The following is a 17,503-nucleotide window of genomic DNA, read 5'->3' on the forward strand; positions in this document are numbered from 1 at the left end:
AAGCAGCAGAGCGGGCCGGTCCGGGACTCCGGGCCGGCCGGTGACTCCCGGGCGGGCGGCCGGCGGACCGCCCGCCCGGGTCCGTCCGCCCGGTCCGCCCGTCCGACCGGTGGCCGCCTCAGCGGGCGGTGCGGGTGTGCACGTACTCCACGAGCCGGGTCAGCGCGTCCGGGTCGGTGGACGGCATGACCCCGTGGCCGAGGTTGAAGACATGGCCGTCCAGGCCCTGAGCCGCCGCCAGCACCTCGCGCGTCTTGTCCTCCACGGCCTCGCGGGTCGCGAACAGCACGGTCGGGTCGAGGTTGCCCTGGAGCGCCTTGCCGGGGCCGACCCGGCGGGCGGCCTCGTCCAGCGGGACCCGCCAGTCGACGCCGACGACATCCGCGCCCGCCTCGCCCATCAGGCCCAGCAGCTCGCCGGTGCCGACGCCGAAGTGGATGCGCGGGACGCCGTACCCGGCGACGGCCTCGAAGACCTTCGCGGAGGCGGGCAGCACCGAGCGGCGGTAGTCGGCGGGGGCCAGCGCCCCGGCCCAGGAGTCGAAGAGCTGCACGGCGCTCGCGCCCGCCTCGATCTGCACCTTGAGGAAGGCGGCCGTGATGGCGGCGAGCCGGTCCAGCAGATCGGCCCACAGCTCCGGGTCGCCGTACATCATCGCCTTGGCGTTCTCGTACGTGCGCGAGGGGCCGCCCTCCACGAGGTAGCTCGCGAGGGTGAACGGCGCCCCGGCGAAGCCGATCAGCGGGGTGGCGCCCAGCTCGCGGGTGAGCAGGCCGATCGCCTCGGTGACGTAGGAGACGTCCTCGGGGGTCAGGTCGCGCAGCCGGGCCAGGTCCGCGCGGGTGCGCACCGGGCGCTCGACGACCGGGCCCACGCCCGGCTTGATGTCGAGGTCGATGCCGATGGCCTTCAGCGGGACGACGATGTCGCTGAAGTAGATCGCCGCGTCCACGTCGTGCCGGCGGACCGGCTGGAGGGTGATCTCGGTGACCAGGTCGGGCCGCATGCAGGAGTCCAGCATGCCGATGCCCTCGCGCACCTTGCGGTACTCCGGCAGCGAGCGCCCGGCCTGCCGCATGAACCACACGGGCGTGTGCGGCACCGGTTCGCGCCGGCACGCCCTGAGGAAGGCGGAGTCGTAGGTGGCCGTCGGCGGCCGGTGGCTGGCAGGCGTCTCGTTGGCACTCACGCGAGCAAGTTTCGCACGGCGCCGGGGGCGCGCGGGCCGCGGTGTGCGGCCCGCGGGCGGCGCTCCTGCCTGCGGCGGGGTGTCTTGCCCTGCACAAAGGCCCGGTTCCCCTTAATCTTCCCGGCATGGCTGCGGCTCAGGGACGACTGTCGGACGGCGCTGGCGGGATGGACGACGCGAAGGGGGCGAAGAAGGAGGCGAAAGACGGCGACGGGAATGCGGGCAGGGCGGATCAGGTGCCGTTGCCGTTCAGGGCTGCCGTCGACGCGCTGAGAGCCGCGCGGCTGCGGCCGCAGGTGGAGATCGACCAGGTACCGCCGCCGCAGCGGCTGGCGCCGTACGCGTACGCGCTGGAGGCCACCGTCGTCGACGGCGAGCAGGACCTCGCCGACGGCCGGCTGGTGCTGCTGCACGACCCGGCCGGGCACGACGCGTGGCGGGGCACGTTCCGGCTGGTGACCCTGGTGCGCGCGGAGCTGGAGCCGGAGATGGCCGCGGATCCGCTGCTGCCGGAGGTGTGCTGGTCCTGGCTGACCGGGGCGCTCCAGGCGCGCGGGCTGACGTACGGGGAGCCGAGCGGTACGGTCACCCGGGCCGGTTCGCACTACTTCGGCGGACTGTCGGCGCGGCCGCCGGCCTCGCAGATCGAGATCCGGGCCTCCTGGACCCCGCGCGAGAGCCTGGGCGGGGTGCCGGACACGGGGGCGCACCTGGCCTCCTGGTGCGATCTGCTGGCCCAGGTGGCGGGTCTGCCGCCGGCCGGGCCGGGGGACGCGTCCGTGGTGACACTGCCGCAGCGGCGGGACCCGCAGTCGCGCTGAGCCACACCGGCCGACGTCTCCCCTCCCTTCGTCTCTCTTGATCTCTCTTGATCTCTCTCGTCTCTTCGAACGGCCCGGACGGCCCGGACGGAACACCGTCCGGGCCGTTCGCCGTGCCGGGCTCCGAGCGCCGTCCCCGCCGCCGTCCGGCGTCTTACCGGTCCCTTGCCGTGTCTTTGTCGATACGGCCACTTTCGGGCAGGTAGCGACCCCGAACGGCCCCGAGTGAACCGATTCGACCTTCGGATGATCGACAGTATGTCCGAATGGAACGCATTGTTACTCACCAGATCGTGATCATTCTCTAAAGGACAAGGGGTTTGATGCCGAAGACGACTGTGACCTAGCAAGCACGGTTCGTACCGGCTTCCTCCCCACAAGCCGGCCCCGTCCCCCACCCCCCAGGAGGCCTGGTGTCCGTTCTCCTCGAGCAGCCCGCAAGCCTGGTCGCCTACCGCCCGAACAAGCCGACCGCCATGGTCGTCGTGGCGGACCCGCGCGTCCGGTCCACCGTCACCCGTCATCTGTGGGCGCTCGGAGTCCGTGACGTCATCGAGGCGTCGTCCGTCGCGGAGGCCCGTCCGCGCATCGGCAACCCGCGCGACATCTGCGTCGCCGACGTGCACCTGCCCGACGGCTCCGGGCTCACCCTGCTCTCCGAGACCCGAGCCGCCGGCTGGCCCAACGGCCTGGCCCTGTCCGCCGCCGACGACATCGGCGCCGTCCGCAACGCCCTCGCGGGCGGAGTGAAGGGCTACGTCGTCACCGGCACCCGTACCAACCTCGGACTGCCCACACGGCCCGGCGCCGCCCCCATCGGCGCCGCCCGGCTGCACCGCCGCCCCCCGGGCGCCCCGAGCCACCCGGGCGGCTACCGCGAGCTGTCCGGCCGCGAGGTCGAGGTGCTGCGGCTGGTCGCCGAGGGCCAGTCGAACAAGGCGATCGGCGTCTCGATGGGCCTGTCCGCCCTCACCGTCAAGAGCCACCTGGCCCGTATCGCCCGCAAGCTCGGCACCGGCGACCGCGCCGGGATGGTCGCCGTGGCCCTGCGCACCGGCATCATCCACTGACCCCGCCCGGCGCCCGGCCGCCCACGCTCCCCCGATCGGCCGTCCGCCCGTCACTCCACCGCCCGATCCCGCGAATCCCCCGACCCCCCGCCGTCCGGTTCGACGCCCCGTCGCGTCCGGCCCCCGCGCACCGGCCTGTCCCGTGTACCGGCCGTGAACCGGACGTGTCCCCGACCTGACCGGTTCACGACCCCCGGCGCCCGCCGACGGAACGTTCCGTCGGCGGGCGCCGCCCATCCACCGATACCCTTGACAGGTGACCGACGCCCAAGAAACCGCAGCAGACAGCCCACTGCGCACCACCGGAGGCGCCCCTCCGGACGACGGCGGAACTTCTGACACCGGGACGCCGGTCCCCTTGCTCGAACCGCGCGAGGGCATTCCGCCCGTGATCGCCTCCCCCGAGGGGCTCGCCGAAGTCGTCGCCGCCTTCGCCGCCGGCTCGGGCCCCGTCGCCGTCGACGCCGAGCGCGCCTCCGGCTACCGCTACGGCCAGCGTGCCTATCTGGTCCAGCTGCGCCGCCAGGGCGCCGGGACCGCACTGATCGACCCCGTCGGCTGCCCCGACCTCTCCGCCCTCGGCAAGGCGCTGACCGGCGTCGAGTGGGTGCTGCACGCGGCGACCCAGGACCTGCCGTGCCTGCGCGAGATAGGCATGGTCCCCACCCGCCTGTTCGACACCGAACTGGCGGGCCGGCTGGCCGGATTCCCGCGCGTGGGCCTGGGCGCCATGGTCGAGAACGTCCTCGGCTTCGTCCTGGAGAAGGGCCACTCCGCCGTCGACTGGTCCACCCGTCCGCTGCCCGAGCCCTGGCTGCGCTACGCCGCCCTCGACGTGGAACTCCTCGTCGACCTGCGCGACGCGCTGGAGAAGGAGCTGGACCGCCAGGGCAAGCTGGACTGGGCGCTCCAGGAGTTCGACGCCATCGCCTCCGCGCCGCCCCCCGAGCCCCGCAAGGACCCCTGGCGGCGCACCTCCGGGATGCACAAGGTGCGGCGCAGGCGGCAGCTCGCCGTCGTACGGGAGCTGTGGGAGACCCGGGACCGGATCGCCCGGCGCCGGGACGTCTCCCCGGGCAAGGTGCTCCCGGACGCCGCCATCGTGCAGGCCGCGCTCGCCGTGCCCGTCAACGTGCACGCGCTGGCCGCGCTGAACGGCTTCGGGCACCGCACCGGGCGGCGCCAGCTGGAGCAGTGGCAGGCGGCGGTGGACCGAGCCAGGGCACTGCCCGAGGCGGCGCTGCCGCAGCAGGGCCAGCACGTGACCGGTCCCCCGCCGCCGCGGGCCTGGGCCGACAAGGACCCGGTGGCGGCGCAGCGGCTCAGCGCCGCCCGCGCCGCGGTCTCCGCGCTCGCCGAACGGCTGAACCTGCCCCAGGAGAACCTGGTCGCGCCGGACACGGTGCGCCGGCTGTGCTGGGAGCCGCCGAAGCCGGCCGACGAGACGTCCGTGGGTGCGGCCCTTGCCGGGTACGGCGCGCGGCCGTGGCAGGTGGAGCTGGCGACGCCCTCGCTGGTCGCCGCACTGGCGGGCGAGGGCGCCCAGACGCCGTAGGGGTGCGGGCCGGGCTGTGGGTGTGCTGTGGCTGCGGCTGTGGCTGCTCGCGCGGTTCCCCGCGTCCCTCGCGGGGCGCTTCGGCGTCCCGCGAGGTGTGATGTTCGCCGCTTGGGGCGGGGGGACTGGGCAGTCACATTACCCGCGAGTAGCATGAGCGCTGAGCGCGCGCTCAGCTCCGCGCGCCGCAGCAGTGCCATCCCGCACCCTGGAGGAGAGCCATCGTGCCTCGTACCGTCAGGGACGTCGTCTTCGTCGACGGCGTCCGCACCCCGTTCGGCAAGGCGGGCCCGAAGGGCATCTACCACGAGACCCGCGCCGACGACCTCGTCGTGAAGGCGATCCGGGAGCTGCTGCGCCGCAACCCCGGGCTCGACCCGAAGAAGGTCGACGAGGTCGCCGTCGCCGCGACCACGCAGATCGGCGACCAGGGCCTGACCATCGGGCGCACGGCGGGCATCCTGGCGGGTCTGCCCACCTCGGTGCCCGGCTACTCGATCGACCGCATGTGCGCGGGCGCGCTGACCGCCGTGACCACGGTGGCCGGCTCGGTCGCCTTCGGCGCGTACGACGTGGCCATCGCGGGCGGGGTCGAGCACATGGGCCGCCACCCGATGGGCGAGGGCGTCGACCCCAACCCGCGCTTCGTCAGCGAGAAGCTGGTCGACGAGTCCGCGCTGTTCATGGGCATGACCGCGGAGAACCTGCACGACCGGTACCCGGGCATCACCAAGCTGCGCGCCGACGAGTACGCGGTGCGCTCCCAGGAGAAGGCCGCCAAGGCGTACGCGAACGGGAAGATCCAGGCCGACCTGGTGCCGGTCTCGGTGCGCCGCACCAGCCCCGAGGCCGGCGAGACCGGCTGGGGTCTCGTCACCGCCGACGAGCCGATGCGTCCGGGCACCACCCTGGAGAACCTGGCCGGACTCAAGACGCCGTTCCGGGTGCACGGCCGGGTCACCGCGGGCAACGCGGCCGGTCTGAACGACGGTGCCACCGCCTCCGTGATCGCCAGCGAGGAGTTCGCCCGCGCGAACGGCCTGCCGGTCAAGATGCGCCTGGTCTCCTACGCCTTCGCGGGCGTGGAGCCCGAGGTCATGGGCTACGGCCCGATCCCGGCGACCGAGAAGGCGCTCGCCAAGGCCGGTCTGTCCATCTCCGACATCGGCCTGTTCGAGATCAACGAGGCCTTCGCCGTGCAGGTGCTGGCCTTCCTGGAGCACTACGGCATCGCGGACGACGACGCGCGCGTCAACCAGTACGGCGGCGCCATCGCCTTCGGTCACCCGCTCGCCTCCTCCGGTGTCCGGCTGATGACGCAGCTGGCCCGCCAGTTCGAGGAGCAGCCGCACGTCCGCTACGGCCTGACCACGATGTGCGTCGGCTTCGGCATGGGCGCGACGGTCATCTGGGAGAACCCGCACTTCGAGAGCGCTGCCGGAGGCGACAAGTGAGCACCACCACCGAACTCCTGAAGGGCGCGGCGGAGCTGTTCCCGGGCGAGGTCGTCACCCAGGCGCACGTACGCCACTTCGACCTGCCGCTGGGTGCGGGCCGCTTCGCGCTCATCACCCTGGACAACGGCCTGGACCACACCAAGCCGACCACCTTCGGACCGGCCTCGCTGGCGAACCTGGACGCCGCGATCGACCAGGTCGAGAAGGAGGCCGCGGACGGCGCCCTCGTCGGCGTCGGCATCACCGGCAAGCCGTTCATCTTCGCGGTCGGCGCCGACCTCAAGGGCGTCGAGCTGCTGGAGCGGCACGAGGACGCGCTGGCCATCGGCAAGGGCGGCCACGAGGTCTTCAAGCGGCTGGCGAAGCTGGCCGTGCCGACCTTCGCGTACTACAACGGCGCGGCCATGGGCGGCGGTGTCGAGGTCGGTCTGCACTGCACCTACCGCACCGTCTCCGCCGCGCTGCCGGCGTTCTCGCTGCCCGAGGTCTTCCTCGGTCTGGTGCCCGGCTGGGGCGGCTGCACCCTGCTGCCGAACCTGATCGGCGCGGACAACGCGGTCACGGTCGTCATCGAGAACAGCCTCAACCAGAACCGGCAGCTCAAGGGCAAGCAGGTCTACGAACTCGGCATCGCGGACGCGCTGTTCGAGGGCGCCGACTTCCTGGAGCAGTCGCTGATCTGGACGGCGTCCGTCCTCAAGGGCGAGATCGCCGTGGAGCGTCCGGCGGTCGACCGCGGCGAGGCGTGGGACCAGGCCGTCGCGCGCGGCCGGGCCATCGCCGACTCCAAGGTGCACGGCGCGGCCCCGGCCGCCTACCGCGCCCTGGAGATCGTCGCCGCTGCCAAGGACGGTGACCTCCAGGCCGGTTTCGACGCCGAGGACCGGGCCCTCGCGGACCTGATCATGGGCGGCGAACTGCGCGCCGGCATCTACTCGTTCAACCTGGTGCAGAAGCGCGGCAAGCGCCCCGCCGGTGCCCCGGACAAGAACCTGGCCCGGCCGGTGACCAAGGTCGGCGTGGTGGGCGCGGGCCTGATGGCCTCTCAGCTCGCCCTGCTCTTCCTGCGCCGTCTGGAGGTCCCGGTCGTCCTCACGGACATCGACCAGGACCGTATCGACAAGGGTGTGGGCTACGTCCACGCCGAGATCGACAAGCTGCTGGGCAAGGGCCGGATCAACCAGGACAAGGCCAACCGGCTCAAGGCGCTGGTGACCGGTGTCCTGGACAAGGCCGAGGGCTTCGCGGACGCCGACTTCGTCATCGAGGCGGTGTTCGAGGAGATGGGCGTCAAGCAGCAGGTGTTCGCCGAGGTCGAGGCGGTCGCCCCGGCGCACGCGATCCTCGCCACCAACACCTCGTCCCTGTCGGTGTCGGAGATGGCCTCGAAGCTGAAGAACCCGGAGCGGGTCGTCGGCTTCCACTTCTTCAACCCGGTCGCGATCCTGCCGCTGCTGGAGATCGTGCGCGGCGAGCGGACCGACGACGCCTCCCTGGCAACCGCGTTCGCGGTGGCCCGGAAGCTGAAGAAGACCGCGGTGCTGGTCAAGGACGCCCCGGCGTTCGTGGTCAACCGCATCCTGACCCGCTTCATGGGCGAGATCCAGAACGTCATCGACGAGGGCACCCCGGTGGAGGTGGCGGAGAAGGCGGTCGAGCCGCTCGGTCTGCCCATGTCCCCGCTGGTGCTGCTGGAGCTGGTCGGCCCGGCGATCGGCCTGCACGTCTCGGAGACCCTCAACCGGGCGTTCCCGGACCGCTTCACGGTCTCCCCGAACCTCAAGGCGGTCGTCGAGGCCGGCAAGCGCGGCTTCTACCTCTACGACAGCGGCAAGCCCGAGCTGGACCCCGAGGTCGCCGCGCTGCTCAGGCAGGGCGACACCGTCCTGACCGAGGAGCAGGTGCGGGCCCGGGTGCTCGACGCGGTCGCGCAGGAGATCGGGCTCATGCTGGAGGAGGGTGTCGTCGCCGAGGCGCAGGACATCGACCTGTGCCTGATCACCGGCGCGGGCTGGCCCTTCCACCTGGGCGGCATCACGCCGTACCTGGACCGCGAGGGCGTCAGCGAGCGGGTCAACGGCAAGCGGTTCCTGGCACCGGGCGTGGCGTCGGTCCCGGCGTGAGACGCGCACCACGGTGAGGAGGGCCCCCGCCGAGGCGGGGGCCCTCCGTCGTCAGGCCGCGCCGCGGAAGGCGGACTCACCCTCCGCCAGGGCGTGGTGGGGCTCCGGGGGCGTCCGCACGATGAGCCGCCCGGCCGTCGCGGCGGTGGCGTGAGGGGGCGTCAGACCCGCGTCCACGGGCCCAGCGACAGGTCCGGTGCCTCGGTCTGCCGGGCCACCCTGAGCCGGCCGTCCGGGCCGATCAGCGCGAGCACCACGCGTCCGCGCCCGTCCAACGCCAGCGCCGGGGCGCCCAGGGCGCGTTCACCGGTCGGTGACCACCGCACCCCGGCCTGCTCGTTCTCCGTGCCGCACACGGCGAACAGGACCTGCCAGTCCTGGTCGCGATGGGCCAGCACCGTGCAGTCGTAACCGGCCGGATCGGCACGCAGCGCGCCGACCGGTTCCCCGTCCGGCGCGCCGCCGAGCGGGATCGCCGACCGGCCGGGCCGGTGCGCCACCAGACCGCCCCGGTCGGGCTCGGCCCAGTAGTACGTGGCGCGCTCCGGACCGGTCGGCAGCGCCGCCACCGTGCCGGGCGCCACCCGCAGCGAGACGTTCGGCTCCCGCCGGAACGCGCCGTCGGGGCTCTCCTGCTGCCAGCGCATGACGACGCCCTCACCGACGGCGAGGAGTTCGACCCGGCCGGAGTCGTGCACGACCGCGGCCATCCCGTCCTTCACCTGGCTGCCCTTGAGGTCCTGCCAGCCCTCCCACTTGCCGCTCGCGTCCTCCCGGCGCAGCATGACGCCGCCGCCCGCGTTGCGCGCGAAGACGTGGACCCGGCCCGAGCCGCTGACCGCGCCCGCGGGCGCACCGAAGCGGGCCGCCCTCTCCCGGTCCTGGTGCGCGTTGCCGAGCGAGCGCCACTCGGTGACCGGGCGGCCGGTCTGGTACTGGATCGCGTGGACGATGTCGACGGCCGGCGGCCCGTCGGCCCGGCGCACCTCGCGCCGGCCCAGGAAGTGCACGTACGCGTCGGCTCCCTGAACGACCGTCAGGTGAGTGAGGCCGTCCACCGGGAAGAACTCCGGCGCCGACCACTGCGGTCCGCCCGGCCGCAGCTCGGTCCAGCGCAGCAGCCCGTCGCCGGTGCGTGCGTACGCCGTCAGCCTGCCGTCCTTGCCCAGTACGAGCCAGCGTCCGCCGACGGTGCGTCCCGCCGTGTGCCGTCCGGTGCTCGCGTGCTCCCCCGGCGCCTCGGCTCTGCCGCGGGCGGCGGCGCGCCCGGATCTGGTCCGCATGAGGTGACCTGGCCCCTTCCCTGACGTGACCTCGGCGCGGGCTGATCCGCCTGTCCCGAACCCGTGTTGCGGGCGGCCGAGCTGGCTCATCATAGGCGAGCGCGGGTGCGCAGCTCACGGCGGCCGGTCGCACCGGCCCGCGCACTTGGGGCCCATGCCGGCGGCCCGCAGCTCGGCGCGCCCGGACCGGCTGCCCGTGACGGCGGCGGGGCGGCCCGAGGGCGCGTCCGGGAGGTGCCGTCGTGGCAGGCTGGCCGGGTGGAGACCGAGGAAGGCGGGCGGCGTATGGCGGATGACGGGAGCGGCGGGGTGTCCCCCCTGCTGCTGGTCGTGGACGGGGCCAATGTCGTGGGGTCTGTGCCGGACGGCTGGTGGCGCGACCGGCGCGGGGCCGCCGAGCGGCTGCGGGACCGGCTGGCGGGGTACGCGGGTCCGGGGCTGCCCGGACATCCCGGGCCGCTGGAGATCGTGCTGGTGGTCGAGGGCGCCGCGCGGGGCGTGGAGTCCGTCCCCGGGGTGCGGGTGGAGGCGGCGACCGGCAGCGGCGACGACCTGGTGGTGGCGCTGGCCGAAGGGGCCGCGGGCCGCCGGGTGCTGGTGGTGACGGCGGACCGGGAGCTGCGCCGCCGGGTGGCGGAGCGGGGCGCCGAGGTCACCGGTCCGCGTACGGTACGGGGCTGAGCCGCGCCCGCGCGGGCGCGGCTACGGGGTCCCGCCGGGAGTTCCGCCGCCGGGCGGGGCGTCCGCCGCGGCGCGGGTGCGCTGGGCGAGGCGGCTGTGCGAGCGGCCGTAGAGGAAGTAGACGACGAAGCCGATCGCCATCCAGACGGCGAACCGCAGCCAGGTCTCGGCGGGCAGGTTCAGCATCAGCCACAGCGAGGCGAGGACGGAGACGACCGGCACGAAGGGCACCAGCGGGGTACGGAAGGCGCGGTGCAGGTCGGGGCGGGTCCTGCGGAGGATGATCACGCTCAGCGCGACGACGATGAAGGCGAACAGGGTGCCGATGTTCACCAGTTCGGCCAGTTCGCTCAGGCTGGTGAAGCCCGCCACGATCGCGATGATCACGCCGAGCAGGATGGTCGGCCGGTACGGGGTGCGGAAGCGCGGGTGGGTGTGCGAGAAGAACCGGGGCAGCAGACCGTCGCGGCTCATCGCGAAGAACACCCGGGCCTGCCCGAGCAGCAGGATCATGCAGACCGTGGTCAGGCCGATCGCGGCGCCGAAGCTGATCAGTCCGGCGAACCAGGGGTGCCCGGTGGACTTGAACGCGTCGGCGAGCGGCGCGTCCACGGACAGCTTGCTGTACTTCTGCATGCCGGTGACCACGATGGACACGGCCACGTACAGCGCGGTGCAGATGACCAGGGAGCCGAGGATGCCGCGCGGCACGTCGCGCTGCGGATTGCGGGTCTCCTCGGCGGCCGTGGCGACCACGTCGAAGCCGATGAAGGCGAAGAAGACCACGGAGGCGGCGGTGAAGATGCCCATCACGCCGAAGTCCGAGGGTGCCCAGCCGAACATGAGCTGGACCAGCGGGGCCTGGAGGTTGCCGCCCGCCGTGACCGGCCGGGCCTTCGGGATGAACGGGTCGTAGTTGCCGCCCTTGACGAAGAAGGCACCCGCGATGATCACCACGAGCACCACCGCCACCTTGATCGCGACGACGACCGTGGTGACCCGCGCGGAGAGCTTCATGCCGACCACGAGGATGGCCGTGAGGACCAGGACCAGGACGGCGGCGAGGATGTCGAAGCCGAAGCCGGAGGCGGCGTCCCGGCCGCCGAGGTAGGCGGGCAGGTGCCAGCCCGCGTTGTCCAGCAGCGAGTGGATGTAGCCGGACCAGCCGACGGCCACCACCGCCGTGCCGAGCGCGAGTTCCAGCACCAGGTCCCAGCCGATGATCCAGGCCGGGAACTCGCCGAGCGAGGCGTAGGAGAAGGTGTACGCCGATCCGGCGACCGGGACCGTGGAGGCGAACTCGGCGTAGCACAGCGCGGCGAGCGCGCACACCACTCCGGCCACCACGAACGACAGCGACACGGCCGGTCCCGCGGTGTTGCGGGCGGCCGTGCCGGTGAGGACGAAGATGCCGGTGCCGATGATGACGCCGACGCCGAAGACGGTCAGGTCGAGGGCGGACAGCGACTTGCGCAGCGCGTGCTCGGGTTCCTCGGTGTCCTGGATCGACTGCTCGATGTTCTTCGTCCGGAACAGCGAATCGGTCACGGGCCTACCTCCCACGCTGCTCGCCTCGACCTGGCTCGACGTGATCGAGAGGGCTGGGGACGCGCATGCCCCGGCACTGGCAGGTTCACTCAGAAGGACCGGTTCCGCCACCTGGGCGAGGGTGGCGGAACCGGTCCTTCCGGTGCGTGCGGGGCGTGGGTGGCCGCCGGTCAGTCGCGGGCGGGCTGCACCGCCTGGTCGACGTCGGCCGCCGTCCGCGCGAAGCGGCCGTCCAGCTCGGAGACCAGGCCGGTCACCTGGCGGGCGATGTCGGGCGCGGTCAGGCCGATCTCCGCCATGACCTCGGCGCGCGAGGCGTGGTCGAGGAAGCGCGGCGGGATGCCGAAGTCGCGCAGCGGTACGTCGACGCCCGCGTCGCGCAGCGCCTGGGCGATCGTGGAGCCGACACCGCCGACGCGGGAGTTGTCCTCGACGGTGACGACCACGCGGTGCCGCTCCGCCAGCGGGGCCATGGCCTCGTCGACGGGCTTGACCCAGCGCGGGTCGACGACCGTCGTGGAGATGCCCTGCTTGTCCAGCAGCGCCGCGATCTCCAGGCACATCGGGGCGAGCGCGCCGACGGAGACGAGCAGCACGTCGGGGGTGGCGGTGCCGGGCTCGCGCAGTACGTCCATGCCGCCCACCCGGCCCACGGCAGGTACGGCGGGGCCGACGGCGCCCTTGGAGAAGCGGACCACGGTGGGCGCGTCGTCGACCGCGACGGCCTCGCGCAGCTGGGCGCGGACCTGGTCGGCGTCGCGCGGGGCGGCCAGCCTCAGGCCGGGCACGACCTGGAGGATCGACATGTCCCACATGCCGTTGTGGGAGGCGCCGTCGGTGCCGGTGACCCCGGCCCGGTCCAGGACGAAGGTGACGCCGCACTTGTGCAGGGCCACGTCCATCAGCACCTGGTCGAAGGCGCGGTTGAGGAAGGTGGCGTAGACCGCGAAGACCGGGTGCACGCCCGCGTGGGCGAGGCCGGCGGCGGAGACCGCGCCGTGCTGCTCGGCGATGCCGACGTCGTAGACCCGGTCGGGGAAGGCCTTGGCGAACTTGTCCAGGCCGACCGGCTGGAGCATGGCCGCCGTGATGGCGACGATGTCCTCGCGCTCCTTGCCGAGCCTGACCATCTCCTCGCCGAAGACGGAGGTCCAGTCGGCGCCGGAGGCGGCGATCGGCAGGCCCGTGTCCGGGTGGATCTTGCCGACGGCGTGGAAGCGGTCGGCCTCGTCCTGGAGGGCGGGCTGGTAGCCGCGGCCCTTCTCGGTGAGGCAGTGCACGATGACCGGGCCGCCGAAGCGCTTGGCGCGCGTCAGCGCGGACTCCAGGGCCTCGATGTCGTGGCCGTCGATCGGGCCGACGTACTTGAGGCCGAGGTCCTCGAACATGCCCTGCGGGGTGATGAAGTCCTTCAGGCCCTTCTTGGCGCCGTGCAGCGTCTCGTACAGCGGGCGGCCGACGACCGGGGTGCGCTCCAGGACCTCGCGGGTGCGGGCGAGGAAGCGCTCGTAGCCGTCGGTGGTGCGCAGGGTGGCCAGGTGGTCGGCGAGACCGCCGATGGTGGGCGCGTAGGAGCGCTCGTTGTCGTTGACGACGATGACGAGCGGGCGGTCCTTGGCGGCGGCGATGTTGTTCAGCGCCTCCCAGGCCATGCCGCCGGTCAGGGCGCCGTCGCCGATGACGGCGGCAACCTGGCTGTCGCGCCGCAGGATCTGGTTGCCCTTGGCGATGCCGTCGGCCCAGCCGAGCACCGTGGAGGCGTGGCTGTTCTCGATGACGTCGTGCTCGGACTCGGCCTGCGCGGGGTAGCCGGACAGGCCGCCCTTCATCTTCAGCCGGGAGAAGTCCTGACGGCCGGTGAGCAGCTTGTGCACATAGGACTGGTGGCCGGTGTCCCAGAGCACCTTGTCCTTCGGCGAGTGGAAGACCCGGTGCAGGGCGATGGTCAGCTCCACCACACCGAGGTTGGGGCCGAGGTGACCGCCGGTCTTGGACACGGCGTCGACCAGGAAGGTCCGGATCTCCTCCGCCAGCTGGTCCAGCTCCTCCATGCTGAGCCGGTCCAGATCGCGCGGTCCCCTGATGCGGGTCAGCAGCGGCACCCGTGCCTCCTTGCAGTAGAGCTGATCGAGCTGTTGCCGGGCTTGTCGAGTCTAATGTTCCGCTCCGGCGCCCTGCGGCCGGGCGGTGCGTCGTAGGTCACGCGAACGGCTGTACCCCGGCCGGGGCCGTTCCATGGCTGGGTTCCCCCGACGACTGTGCCCGGCACCGCAGGGGTGCCGGGCACAGGTGTTCGAGTCGGTCGCGGTCAGGCGCGGCCGGCCGTCTTCTGGGTCTTGCGGGTGACCGAGTCGATGACGACGGTGGCCAGCAGGACCGCCGCGGTGATCATGTACTTCACCGGCTCGGCGATGGACTCCAGCTGGAGGCCGTACTGGATCGAGACGATGACGAGGACACCGAGGAGCGCGTTCCAGGTGCGCCCGCGGCCGCCGAAGAGGGACGTGCCGCCGATGACGGCCGCCGCGATGGCGTTCATCAGCAGGTCACCGGTGCCGGCGCTCTGGTTGGCCGAGGCGATCTTGGAGGCCAGGAAGAGGCCGCCGATCGCGGCGAAGCCGCCCGAGATACCGAAGACGGAGATCCGGATGGCGGTGACGTTGATGCCCGCGCGGCGGGACGCCTCGACGCTGCCGCCGAGCGCGAAGATCTTCCGGCCGAAGGCGGTGCGGCGCAGCAGGAAGTCGGTGCCGATGAGGAACACCAGGAAGATCACCGTGGCCAGCGGCAGCCCCTTGTACTGGTTGTACATGAAGGCGGCGGCGAAGGAGATCACGGCGAGCAGCACGGTGCGCAGGACGGTGTCGCTGAGCGGGCGGGAGGGGATGCCCGCGGCCTCCCGGCGGCGGTTGCCGAGGAAGGAGGTGACGAAGAACACCACGACCACGATCAGGGCCAGCCCGTAGGCGGCGGCCACGTCCGCGAAGAAGTACGTCGTCAGCTTGCCGATCAGGCCGTCGCTGTCGAGGTTGATGGTGCCCTGGGCGCCCAGGATCTTGAGCATGAAGCCGAGCCAGAACAGCAGGCCGGCCAGGGTGACGGCGAAGGCGGGGGCGCCGAGCACCGCGAAGAAGAAGCCGTGGGCCGCGCCGATGGCCGCGCCCGCGGCGACGGCGATGAGCACGGCGGCCCACTCGGGCCAGCCCTGGTTGACCGCGAGGACGGCGGCCAGGGCGCTGCCCGCGCCGCTGACGGAGCCGACCGACAGGTCGATCTCGCCGAGCAGCAGCACGAAGACGATGCCGACGGAGATCATGCCCGTGCCGACCATCGTGACGGTGATGTCGCTCAGGTTCTGCGCGGACAGGAACTGCGAGTTGAGGCTCTGGAAGACGACGCAGATGATGATCAGGCCGAGGATGACCGGGAGCGAGCCCAGTTCACCGGCCTTCATCTTGCGCTTGAACTCGCCGAAGTAGCCGGCCAGTCCCTGCTCGCGCACCAGGAGGCGCGGGTCGACGGCGGTCACCGCCGCGGCCGCGGCCTCGGTGTTCTCCACGGTCGGCCCGTCCTGCGCGGTGGCGGAGGTCTTGTCGATGCTCACTTGGATACCTCCCCGTTCGCGCGCGCCGCACGGCGGGTCACGGCGTTGTCGGTGGCGCCGGTGATGGCGGAGATGATCTCCTCCTGCGAGGTCGTCCTGACCTCGAAGACACCGTTGTTGCGGCCCAGGCGAAGGACGGCGACCTTGTCCGCCACGGCCTTCACGTCGGCCATGTTGTGGCTGATCAGGATGACGGCGTGGCCGCGCTCGCGCAGCCGCTCGACGAGGTCGAGCACCTGGGCGGTCTGCTCGACGCCGAGGGCGGCGGTGGGCTCGTCCAGGATGACCAGCTTGGGCTCGCCGAGCATGGAGCGGGCGATGGCCACGACCTGGCGCTGGCCGCCGGAGAGCGAGGCGATCGGGATGCGCACGCTCGGGATGCGGATCGACAGGGTGCGCAGCAGCTCCTGGGAGCGGCGCTCCATCTCGACCTCGTCGAGCACGCCGAACCGTTTCAGTTCGCGGCCCAGGTAGAGGTTGCCGACGACGTCGATGTTGTCGCACAGCGCGAGGTCCTGGTAGACGGTCGCGATGCCGAGGCTCTGGGCGTCGTGCGGCTTGCCGATCTGGACGGGCCTGCCGTCCCACTCGATGGCGCCCTCGTCGATCGGGTGGACGCCGGCGATCGTCTTGACCAGCGTGGACTTTCCGGCGCCGTTGTCGCCGACCAGGGCGACCACCTCACCGGCGTGGACCTCAAGCTCTACGTCGGTGAGCGCCTGAACGGCACCGAACCGCTTGGAGACCCCGCGCAACGCCAGCACGGGCGTAGCGGACACGTGAACCATCTCCTTCGCCGCCTGACCCGGCGGGAGGTTGTGCAGAAGTTTGGGGGGAGGGTGTTCCGTCCGGCGCCCCGCGCCGAGCTTGCGGGGCTGAATGGCGCGCGGGGCGCCGGCGGAGCCATGGGGCGGCCGCGGTCCGTGCGGGAGGTCGCTGGCGACTCCCGCGGCGGACCGGTGCGGGCCGCTCGACGGCGGTCCGGTGGGACCGCCGTGTGCGGTCCCGGCCGGGCCGCTTACTTGACGCCGGCCTTGTCGCAGTCGGCCTTGTACTTGCCGGTGCAGATCTGGGCGGCGGTGTAGAAGCCCTCCTTGATGACCGTCTCGTTGACGTTGTCCTTGGTCAGCGAGATGACCGGTACCAGCAGCGCCGGGATGTTCTTGGCGCTGTCGCTGTCGACCTTGGTCTTGGCGATCGAGTCCAGGCTGGTGCCCTTGGCGAGGGCGACCGCCATCTCGGCGGCGACGTTCGCCTCGGTCGGGTAGGACTTGAAGATGCTCATGTTCTGCTCGCCCGCGAGGATGCGCTGCACACCGGCGAGTTCGGCGTCCTGGCCGGTGACCGGGACGCTGATGCCCGCGGCCTTGAGGGCGGTGATGGCGCCGCCGGCCATGCCGTCGTTGGCGGAGTAGACGCCCGCGATGTCCTTGGCGCCGATCGCGGAGATCGCCGCCTCCATCTCGGAGTTGGCGTTGTCCGGCGACCACTCCTTGGTGTCGTACTCCTTGGCGATGGTCACCTTGCCGTCGAGGGCGGAGTGGGCGCCCTTCTTGAACTGGGCGGCGTTCGGGTCGGTCACCGAGCCGTTGATCATGACGATCTTGCTCGCCTTGGTGGCCTTGCTGCCCATGGCCTTCAGCAGCGCCTCGCCCTGCGCCTTGCCGACCTCTTCGTTGTCGAAGGTGGTGAAGGCGTCGATCGGGCCCTCGGCCAGGCGGTCGTAGGCGACGACCTTGATGCCCTGGTCCTTGGCCTTCTGGATGGAGTTCTTGATGGCCTTGGCGTCCACCGCGTCCACGATGAGCACGTCCACCTTGTTGGTGATCATCGTGTCGACCTGCTGGCTCTGCAGGTTGGCGTTCTGCTGGGCGTTGTTGTAGAAGACCTTGCCCTTGTTGTTCGTCAGCTCCGCGACCTTCTTCTCGATCAGGGGCTTGTCGAACTGCTCGTAACGAGCGGTCTTGTTCTCCGGCAGCAGCAGGCCGACCTTGATGTCGTCGCCCTTCTTGGCCGCGGGGGCGGACGACGAGGTGTCCTTGTCCTTGGACTCCTTGGCACTGCCACAGGCGGCGAGCGAGACGGCCATGGCACCAGCGGCAACGGCGAAGGCCGCACGACGCATACGCGTGTTCACTTCCTCAAACCTCCCTGACGAGGCCGCGTCGTTGC

The 17,503-nt window shown here is 72.1% G+C and carries 13 protein-coding genes; 6 read left to right on the forward strand and 7 right to left on the reverse strand.

Annotated features, from left to right (window positions below):
• Positions 1 to 118: 118 nt before the first annotated feature.
• Positions 119 to 1,189 (reverse strand): uroporphyrinogen decarboxylase, encoded by a 1,071-nt coding sequence (hemE, locus tag B086_RS0100335; protein ID WP_018564423.1) that lies wholly within the window; start codon positions 1,187 to 1,189, stop codon positions 119 to 121.
• Between the two features lie 125 nt (positions 1,190 to 1,314).
• Here hemE and B086_RS0100340 point away from each other — a divergent pair, with 125 nt between their 5' ends.
• From B086_RS0100340 to B086_RS0100360, 5 genes are all read left to right on the forward strand, one after another.
• Entirely contained in the window at positions 1,315 to 2,010 is a 696-nt protein-coding gene (locus tag B086_RS0100340; protein ID WP_037872557.1) for a DUF3000 domain-containing protein, read from the forward strand.
• 413 nt (positions 2,011 to 2,423) lie between these two features.
• Complete coding sequence (locus B086_RS0100345; protein WP_018564425.1) at positions 2,424 to 3,080, forward strand: response regulator transcription factor; 657 nt, start codon at positions 2,424 to 2,426, stop codon at positions 3,078 to 3,080.
• A 256-nt stretch (positions 3,081 to 3,336) separates the two neighbouring features.
• Entirely contained in the window at positions 3,337 to 4,635 is a 1,299-nt protein-coding gene (locus B086_RS0100350; RefSeq protein ID WP_026251966.1) for a ribonuclease D, read from the forward strand.
• A gap of 224 nt (positions 4,636 to 4,859) precedes the next feature.
• Positions 4,860 to 6,089, forward strand: a complete 1,230-nt coding sequence (locus tag B086_RS0100355; RefSeq protein ID WP_018564427.1) for a thiolase family protein — start codon at positions 4,860 to 4,862, stop codon at positions 6,087 to 6,089.
• Entirely contained in the window at positions 6,086 to 8,215 is a 2,130-nt protein-coding gene (locus B086_RS0100360) for a 3-hydroxyacyl-CoA dehydrogenase NAD-binding domain-containing protein (RefSeq protein ID WP_018564428.1), read from the forward strand. The genes B086_RS0100355 and B086_RS0100360 overlap by 4 nt, the downstream gene beginning before the upstream one ends.
• Before the next feature lie 161 nt (positions 8,216 to 8,376).
• On the opposite strand, the gene B086_RS0100370 is transcribed toward B086_RS0100360, so the two are convergent.
• On the reverse strand, positions 8,377 to 9,498 hold the full coding sequence (locus B086_RS0100370) for a hypothetical protein (protein ID WP_018564430.1): 1,122 nt from the start codon (positions 9,496 to 9,498) through the stop codon (positions 8,377 to 8,379).
• Between the two features lie 285 nt (positions 9,499 to 9,783).
• Here B086_RS0100370 and B086_RS0100375 point away from each other — a divergent pair, with 285 nt between their 5' ends.
• A complete protein-coding gene (locus B086_RS0100375) occupies positions 9,784 to 10,179 on the forward strand; it encodes a hypothetical protein (protein WP_018564431.1) in 396 nt (131 codons plus the stop codon).
• A gap of 21 nt (positions 10,180 to 10,200) precedes the next feature.
• Here B086_RS0100375 and B086_RS0100380 read toward each other — a convergent pair whose 3' ends face one another.
• The 5 genes from B086_RS0100380 to B086_RS0100400 form a co-directional block, all read right to left on the reverse strand.
• Positions 10,201 to 11,727, reverse strand: coding sequence for an amino acid permease (locus tag B086_RS0100380; RefSeq protein ID WP_018564432.1), 1,527 nt, complete (start codon positions 11,725 to 11,727; stop codon positions 10,201 to 10,203).
• 170 nt (positions 11,728 to 11,897) lie between these two features.
• On the reverse strand, positions 11,898 to 13,829 hold the full coding sequence (dxs, locus tag B086_RS0100385) for a 1-deoxy-D-xylulose-5-phosphate synthase (RefSeq protein ID WP_018564433.1): 1,932 nt from the start codon (positions 13,827 to 13,829) through the stop codon (positions 11,898 to 11,900).
• A gap of 206 nt (positions 13,830 to 14,035) precedes the next feature.
• Positions 14,036 to 15,331 carry a sugar ABC transporter permease gene (locus tag B086_RS0100390; RefSeq protein WP_018564434.1) on the reverse strand — a complete coding sequence of 432 codons (1,296 nt, stop codon included), beginning with the start codon at positions 15,329 to 15,331 and terminating at the stop codon, positions 14,036 to 14,038.
• Positions 15,328 to 16,119, reverse strand: coding sequence for an ATP-binding cassette domain-containing protein (locus B086_RS0100395; RefSeq protein ID WP_037872558.1), 792 nt, complete (start codon positions 16,117 to 16,119; stop codon positions 15,328 to 15,330). Before B086_RS0100395 ends, B086_RS0100390 begins: the two co-directional genes overlap by 4 nt.
• A gap of 230 nt (positions 16,120 to 16,349) precedes the next feature.
• Positions 16,350 to 17,456, reverse strand: coding sequence for a sugar ABC transporter substrate-binding protein (locus B086_RS0100400; protein ID WP_078509729.1), 1,107 nt, complete (start codon positions 17,454 to 17,456; stop codon positions 16,350 to 16,352).
• Positions 17,457 to 17,503: the final 47 nt, after the last annotated feature.

The organism is Streptomyces sp. PsTaAH-124 (genome assembly GCF_000373685.1).
Lineage (GTDB): Bacteria > Actinomycetota > Actinomycetes > Streptomycetales > Streptomycetaceae > Streptomyces > Streptomyces andamanensis.